Source organism: Bacillus sp. V3-13 (genome assembly GCF_002860165.1).
Taxonomy (GTDB): Bacteria; Bacillota; Bacilli; order Bacillales; family Cytobacillaceae; genus Bacillus_BJ.
The window spans coordinates 38,305-46,641 of sequence record NZ_PGUZ01000040.1; the positions used below are offsets into that span (position 1 = coordinate 38,305).

The window sequence follows — 8,337 nt, forward strand, 5'->3', positions numbered from 1 at the left end:
GGTAGCAGAAAGATTTACAGAAAGAATTTGGCTATTTATTACCTCACACCGGAAGTCCTCTCCACACGATAAATAATCTAAATAAGTATATTTTCCTATAGAACTATTCATAAAAACCGCCCCGTTTATTTACAATTGTACCATAGGAATCCATACTTATTGATTTTTTTGTTATGACATGTTCAAGTTTATTATCCAGATAATCTATAAGGATTTCCTGCTCTGCTTTTGCACCATTGTCTTTCATATAACTCAAAACCTCGACAACATCTTTATGAAGATTACTGTATACCAGAATGTTGTCAATTGCTTTTTCATCTGCCTTTTCAAGCGGTTTATATATGCCACTCTTCATAAACCAATCCTTATTGTAGCCAAACAAGTAAACAGGAACATTGTATTTTTTAATCTTCCTGGTAATATCCTCGGCAATTTGATAACCATAAGGATCAAGATCCGGCCACACATATATACCTCTCGTTTTGTGAATACATGCCTGAATAACTAAATGGATCTCTCCAGATGATAAAAACCCTCTGCCAAGAAGAATAGCCCATTTTGATTTATCCAGTAATTTACCTTTTACTATTGAAAGAAATAAATCTTGGTTTTCTACTATAAGTAAACAAGAGGTATTCCAACTCGTTATCTTCATCTTGTGTATCATTTCAGCCGGAAACGGCACATAATCCATAAAAGCCTGGCTCGTCCCAGCCGCTCCTTGCAGCTCCCAAGTTAGATCTCCAGAAACGAGAACTTCGTGCCGTTCAGGAAGAATGCCAACACTTGATAAATCTTTGCCAAAAATCAATTCTACACGTTTTTTGTCTGCTTTATTAATTTCCTTGGTATTGCCAAAGATGCGTTGGGAAAACGGTTTCCAATACACGTTATAATTATTTTCAATATTCTCGTACAATCCATATAGGATTCTGATAAACTTCATATATCCTTTAAAGGATAAACTAGAAGATACCACTACTTGTTCATCAGGTCCTAATACAACTCCTTTTCCAGTCAATTCATATTGCTCTTTTTGTCCCATGATAATTGTTTTGATTTTTTCACTATTGTCGGTAGTAGGTTCATTCATTAACAAAGGAAAAGGATTATTCAACCAATTTTGGACAGATTCAACTGGAATACCTAAAAAATATCTAATATCCGTAATGTATTTATCATTATAGTAGATGTGGGTTTTATCCCAGTGTGATATACGAGTCTTATCATTTCTTTCTCTTAGGATAACAACCCCATAACTATTTAAAGCTTCTAGAGTCTCTATAATGGTTTCATAAGAAAAGGCTGCAAATAAGTTCTTTTTCCAGCGGCTCCAAATCTTTTTGTTATTTTTCTTATAAAGTTCGTTGAGTAATATTATCGCTGCTTCTCTATATTCCTCGGGAAGGAAATCTTCTATCCTTCCTAGAAAATTCTTATTTCCGTACCGTTCGCGTTCCCTGTATATAATCCGCCCTTTTTTCTTGCAGAGTGTGCATTCCCTCCATTCTGATTTCAATCGAATAAATTGAGAGTCCACTTTCTCAAATGGACCCCAGTTATTTTTGTACTTGTAAATATGCCGGCAAGAATTAGATGACACTACGCTTTCTGAGGTATTCATCGTTTACCACTCCATACGTTATTGGAGGTGCTACTTCTTCATTGACTCGTTTTGGCCTGAAGTTGATGATCATATTAACCCAAGGCATCAAAAGTTTAATGTTTTCAGAATATGGCATAGCAATTAGAAATTGCACACCTGTTTTCTTTAAAAATTCTCCTGCGACATTGATCCGTTCTTGGTCCAGATGGGCAAATGGTTCATCCAGGATCATAAAGCTCAGGGCTCCATCAGATTTTACGGCAGCAAAAGTCAGTAATAATGAAGCGATTACTTTTTGTCCTCCACTTAGACCTGCCTTTACTCGATAGCTTTGCAATTCCTTCCCGTGAAAGGCAATACGATAATCCACTTTCCATCGTTCTTCTCCTATATGAAATGCACGAAGATCAGCCTTTATATTACTTATTTTCGATAGATCTTCCAATGATTTCTTAATTTTCGAGAAAACTTGTTCAACCATCATATGATATTCTTGCTCAGCGATCTTGTGCTTTTCCTCCAGCTTGCTAAGTTCAATTTGAACCCGTTTAATTTCCTTAATATGATTTTGAACTAATTTTTGATGGTGTTTATATTTTTGTTCCAACCCAATCAGCCGCTTTTCTTCACCTGGTGCTATAAAATCCGATTTTGTGATGTTCCGCAGAACATTAATCGTTTGGGTCAACGATTCTATTTCTGTTTTATAGTAAGCAGATGGGCTTAAATCAGCAGTGTATTCTTCATTATTAGCTAGAGACTTTTGTTCGGCACTAAGTCCTTCCAAAGCATGGACATAGTTTTGATGTGATTCATGAACAAATTGCTCCTGTTGTCGAATATCTATAACAATGCTTTCTTTGTGTTTTTGTTTTTCTTCAATTTGCCCCTGAACTTTTCCGATTTCTCCTCGTAATGAATCAAGCTGCGTAAAAAGAACGTTTTGCTTTTTTTGTTCTTCATTGAGTTGATTCTGAATCTTTGAGAGGTGCTCTTGGGTGTTCTTTTGCTTAATGATAAGTTTTTCATGTATAGCCTGTTTATTAGGTATCATGCGAACATTTTTTTGTATTTCTATCATTTCTAATGTTTTATCGTAGTTTAACTTTGCCTGTTCCATTTTATCTTTGAAGCTATTATAGGATGGTAAAAGAACATCTAACTGTTGTTGTGCATCTTTAAGCTGTGCATGGAATGCTTCTTTACCACAATATTTACCGTTGGATTTAATAAATCTGCCACCACGTGAAATGATCTTATAAGGGTATGGAGTGTTAAGAATTGAGTTTTTCCCTTTTTTCACCCAATTCCAGCCCTTCTCCATTGTCTCAGAAATCATATAATCCCTGAACTTTTCTAAATAACCGGAAATTCTTTCATCGAGTATTTTTACCTTTTGTAAAATGGAATCGGCTGAAACGGTAAATTTAATTGATTTAAATGGGGAAATCCAGTAAGGATACTTTAACTCTTGAGCCCATTTCATAACTTTAACTATATGATCTTCTGACACCGTAATAGTAAAGCGTTCCGGTCCGATTAAAGCCTCAATGGCTTCTCTCCATTTTTCATCAAGAATATCGATATAATCTGCTACCAAAAGGTGCTCAACTTCGCATTCCTTCAGCTTGGTAATCATTCGCTGCACTTCAGTTGGATATTCTATTGATCCGTTTTGATCTAGTCGTTGGATAGTTTCTTCTATGTATTTTTTATTTTTTTCCACCTCTTTAAATTGAGTAAAAGCTTCAAGATAGAGGCTTTCATCGGCTGCTTTTTGTTTTTCCAATTGTGATTCTGATATTGGTTTAACCTCGCCATACTCACTTAGGAATTTTTCAATTTCTGTTACATCCTTATCCAAAATAGCTAAATCGGTATCACTCTTTGACTTTTCATCATATAGACTGTTGAGGTCTTGTAAGTTCTTTTTATATCCTGTTTCCAAGGCAGAATATGTATCTTGACTCAATCGCTCCTTCTCTTGCAGTGACTGAATGCTATCAACGAGTTCCTTTAAGGTGATTTCCGATTCTTGTAGCTTTACTTTAGCTTTTTCAAACTTCTCTCGACTTTCGATTACAAGAGCAATTGGCAAATCAAATTTAAATTTCTCCTTTGTTTGTTCCCTCAGTAATATTTGCTTGCACCGCTCGATTCTCTCCTGAAGACGTTGGACATGCGCTTCTTCCATATTTTTCTGCTCAGAGAGAGCGGAGAACTGCTGTTTTTGCCTGATAACTTCTGTTTTAACTTTACGGAAATTATCAATTCTCTCTTGTTCTCCACAAATATCCAATAAGTATTCGGCTAAATCTTCTTCATTTTTCTTTAGGACTTCTTCTGTATTTCCTTGATTTAAACTGAAAGCGCGAATCAAGGCACTGGAAATCCCAATCTCCTCCATCTGACTTAAATATTGCTTTACCTCAAGCCAACGGAGGTTGTTTTTCATATCTTTATCTAAATCAAAATCCCCATCATAAATAATGTAATTACGTTTAACAGTTGGATCATTAAGTTGTAGCCGGCATATGATAGATACGATATTATTTTTTTTACCTATGTGCTCAAATGGTTGAATATTACAATTTGGATTGAAATTATTATCAAACTTCCCGATAATGTATATTTCAAAGATATCCTCACGCTCAAAGAACGTTCTTAACGAGTGGTCATTATCAAACCTTACAGCTCCAAATAAAACACGTACCATATTTAGAAAGGTTGTCTTACCTGAACCGTTTTCACCAATTAGCCCCGTTAATCCTTCATGAATCAAGATATCTTGTCTGGAAAAATAAGAGAATCCCTCGGTCTCAATACTTAGCAGCTTGATTGGAGCATATCGTTTACTGGTTGGTGCCGGCATATTCTCTTCCTCCTTCATTATTAGAATTATCGCTATCTGCATGTAATTCATCGGTGTTTTGTTCTCCTGCATTTTCGGTGAATTCTGCAAATGTTTGTTCTAATTGTTCCTTTTGCTCTTCATTCTCGAGAATTAGAAAATCAATCACACGATCCTTCACTAAATCATACATAGTTACAGGCTCAATGGCCGTAGATAAACGGGGGCCAGCTGCTATTCTATTTTTTTGCCCCCATACACTCTTGATAAAATCATATTGCCGCAATAAAGTAAGAGTTCTACGCAAGTTTTGGCGGGCCCCGATATTTTGTTTAAAGTTTTCATATAGTTGGTCTTCGGTAACGGTCGGTTCTTCTTTTAATTCCTTCATTAATGTCCGATCAAATTTGGGAAGGATCAAATGACACCAAAGGATGACAATAAGCGCTTTGGCTTGAATGGTTAAGCCGCTGCCTAGTTCATCTTCCACAAGCTGGTGAATAGACCGGATTTGGCGCTTGATTCTTGCGTCATAATGATTTGATATCGGGTCATCAACAAATTCATAACCTGCACGATTAAGATTTTCTTTTACTTGCGTCTTTAAGTTTTCATCATATTGCAACTGTGGAAATATATCTCGTACACAAGCTCTAGTCGTTAATCTTGCACAAATTTCTTCCGCTGTGTATTGCATTCCATCCATTATTTATCCCTCCGGTTAATGGTGCCTTTAGATAGTGTGCTTAATATCTTGTCTTGAAAGACAAGAGTATCGGTTGAGATTTTCAATTCAAACCCAATTGAGTTATTTTCAGCTGAAAATATTTGTTGGCCTTCCATAAAACAAAGTGAGGCTAAGTACATTAGTACTTCCTCTTTTGATTGACGAGTGAAAAGAAAGACATCCAAATCAATTTTGTCTGCTTCAGCAAGGGCTTCATCCAAGCTTTTCTCAACTTTATTTAAGTAAGGTTCTTCCCCTGCCTCAAAGTTATATAGTTGAGTTTTTTTCACTTTGTCACTTATTTTGCGGGATTTTATCTTCTTTCGTCGTGATAGAAATACGTTTAATGATGTTACAATATCATTTTCATCAACCCACTTTGCATTTGAAGGCACATACCCTGCTGGATCAGCGAAAGTACTTAACAAGTGAAAAGGACTTTTATAAAGAAAACGCTCCACATCCTGCCTGGTGAATACACTTTCTCCTAAAATGCCTTCCTCCATCAGATATTTCTTTCTTACATCCAATAGTTCGATTATTTTAGATTTAGTAGCGAGCAAAATAGTAATTGATTGTTTATCCGCTTCATTAAATGGAATTTGTCTCTTTTTCTTTTTGTCAATCAGTTCATGTAATCGCAGAAGAAATTCATCGATTACTTGTAAGAATTGGTACATTTTTTTGGAGGTTTCTATTATGCGTTCGGAATTTTTCGAGACAAGGGATGATTTGATTTCATCTATACTCCTTTGTAAACCATTTATTGCTTGATCCCGTAGAAACTCAGTAGATTGAATATCTAACTCCATAGAATCTGCAGCCTGAAAAATTTGATTTAAAGCAAGTTGAAACGCCATTTCATCCATTTCATCTCCTTTATATAAGAAGGGAAGAAACCGCATAAATAATAAACCAGCTTTTGAAATGGAATATTGGAGACTTCCTTCCTCGCGTTTAAACCATTGGCTTTCCATAAGGCTATTTAAAATGGAATTCAATGCTTTCGGAGGATATTGAGGAAATAGTGCTTCCATTTCTGCACGTGTAAATGAACTCTTGCTTATATTCCTGGAAATTTCGGAAAGAACATAAATTTTATGTATAAAAAGTTGTCTTGAACCAGTCAAATGGCTTAAAAGATCGAACAAATAAGAGAATCCTTCAGCAAAATTGACTTTTGGCAATTCGTAATCATTTATGGTGGGCTCCAAATTCTCACTTCCTTTTGAGTTTGTATCATCAACCAACTTGGACATATTCAAAAAGTTTTATACTTTAAATCCGAAACTTTTTAAATTTATCCATTATCATTATTACAGTCAGCTTTAAATTCTCGAGTATTGATAAACATTACTCAAAAACATCCATCTTTGGAGCCACCACTTTAACAAAATAAAAGGGGCTGTCCCAAAAGTGGTATTTCAGCCGAAGTCTTAAAAAAGTAAAACCCAAGAATGCTGTTAAATCAACATTCTTGGGTTTTTAATTTGAGTGCATCTTACTCTAAAATGGACTTTTTAGACAGCCCCTTTAAAAGCTCGGTAAATGTATGAAAAAAATTATTTTTTTCTTGGATACCTCCAGTTTGCATGCAGGATATGGGCACTTATTATTCAAATGATAAAATTACAAATTCTCTACCTTTTCCCCTCACGACTATCATCCGGTACAACCTCCATATACAACTGAAGAAGCAGATCAATAAAAAGGACAACTATAGAATTATAAGAAGTGATGTTGTATGAAACATCAAGCGGTTCCCGCGATCCGTATATTGGCAAAATCAAATCGGCCATCTCAGCTAAAGAACTATTGCGGTTGCTGGTAATAGCGGCAATTTTAATACCCTGCCGTTTGGCAATTTGTGCTTTTGATAATGCATACGATGACTCGCCCGATCTCGAGAAAACGACCATCAGCTGGCTCTTTGCTAGTTGGTTCATGTAGATGCCGCCCGGAGCGCTGACGTTGACAAGCCAGGTATCCTTTCCGATAATTTGAAACCGCTGGGTGAAATAGTTGGCGACGATCTCTGAGATGCCGGAACCACATACACCAATATGGGATGCATTTTTTAAGAGTTGGATGAATTGTTCCAGATCGGCTTCATTAAGCTGGTCAATTGTTTTTCCGTAGTTTTGCTGAAAAGAGTTCAGCAGCACACTGGCTGTTTTCTTCATTGAAGAATGCGTGTCATCATGATCTTCCTGCAAGTAATCATATTGATTTTTCAAATAGAATTTCAGCTCACTGTAACCGCTTAATCCAAGCTTTGTACATAACCGTGAAATACTTGATGTCGATACAAAGTTGTTTTTCGCCGCTTCACGGATGCTGTAGGTTTGCAGTTGGTCAATATGTTCAATTAAATCGAGAAGAATTGTATATTCAGTATCATTGATAGTATCCCCGACGGTGGCGAGAATTTTATTCAAAAGTAATCTTTTCAATGGTTGGCACTCCTTTTCTACTACCCTGATTATAAAATAGAAATCGTGTGATTCCAATTCAAGTAAAAATCCTCGTGTTCTCGGTCTGTGAGGGGTAATGCAGTTAAATGCATTGGATGCTCGTTGACTAACGAGCAAACATTCTTACATGTTTAACCATTAATTTGAAAATAATTACTAAAAAGAGTTCCTATGCAGAGGAATTAAGCGGAAAGGAAATTCGAGGTGTTTAAGCGCAAAGCCCTGGGATTTACGAGCGGATCCCGAGATTTACGAGCGGAACTCGGGATTTACGAGCGAAACTCGGGATTTACGAGCGAAACTCGGGATTTACGAGCGGAACTCGAGATTTACGAGCGGAACTCAGGATTTACGAGCGGAACTCAAGATTTACGAGCGGAACTCGAGATTTACGAGCGGAACTCAGGATTTACGAGCGGAACTCGAGATTTACGAGCGGAACTCAGGATTTACGAGCGGAACTCAGGATTTACGAGCGGAACTCGGGATTTACGAGCGGAACTCAGGATTTACGAGCGGAACTCGAGATTTACGAGCGGAACTCAGGATTTACGAGCGGAACTCGAGATTTACGAGCGGAACTCGAGATTTACGAGCGGAACTCGAGATTTACGAGCGGAACTCGAGATTTACGAGCGGAACTCGAGATTTACGAGCGGAACTCGAGATTTACGAGCGG

General features: G+C 36.8%; 6 protein-coding genes. 1 reads left to right on the forward strand and 5 read right to left on the reverse strand.

Annotation, left to right across the window (positions count from 1 at the left end):
• Positions 1–103: 103 nt before the first annotated feature.
• The 5 genes from CU633_RS15245 to CU633_RS15265 form a co-directional block, all read right to left on the reverse strand.
• Positions 104–1,624 (reverse strand): DUF2399 domain-containing protein, encoded by a 1,521-nt coding sequence (locus tag CU633_RS15245; protein ID WP_101661452.1) that lies wholly within the window; start codon positions 1,622–1,624, stop codon positions 104–106.
• Positions 1,593–4,478 (reverse strand): SbcC/MukB-like Walker B domain-containing protein, encoded by a 2,886-nt coding sequence (locus CU633_RS15250; protein ID WP_101661453.1) that lies wholly within the window; start codon positions 4,476–4,478, stop codon positions 1,593–1,595. Before CU633_RS15250 ends, CU633_RS15245 begins: the two co-directional genes overlap by 32 nt.
• The gene (locus CU633_RS15255) at positions 4,459–5,163 is read right to left on the reverse strand and encodes a hypothetical protein (protein ID WP_101661454.1); all 705 of its coding nucleotides are present in this window, start codon (positions 5,161–5,163) and stop codon (positions 4,459–4,461) included. The genes CU633_RS15250 and CU633_RS15255 overlap by 20 nt, the downstream gene beginning before the upstream one ends.
• Complete coding sequence (locus tag CU633_RS15260) at positions 5,163–6,398, reverse strand: hypothetical protein (RefSeq protein ID WP_101661455.1); 1,236 nt, start codon at positions 6,396–6,398, stop codon at positions 5,163–5,165. Before CU633_RS15260 ends, CU633_RS15255 begins: the two co-directional genes overlap by 1 nt.
• A 426-nt stretch (positions 6,399–6,824) precedes the next feature.
• Positions 6,825–7,637, reverse strand: coding sequence for a MurR/RpiR family transcriptional regulator (locus tag CU633_RS15265; RefSeq protein WP_180954987.1), 813 nt, complete (start codon positions 7,635–7,637; stop codon positions 6,825–6,827).
• Between the two features lie 225 nt (positions 7,638–7,862).
• Between CU633_RS15265 and CU633_RS22565 the strand changes: the two genes are divergently transcribed.
• A partial coding sequence (locus CU633_RS22565) for a hypothetical protein (protein WP_142383423.1) occupies positions 7,863–8,337 on the forward strand: 475 nt, incomplete at its 3' end.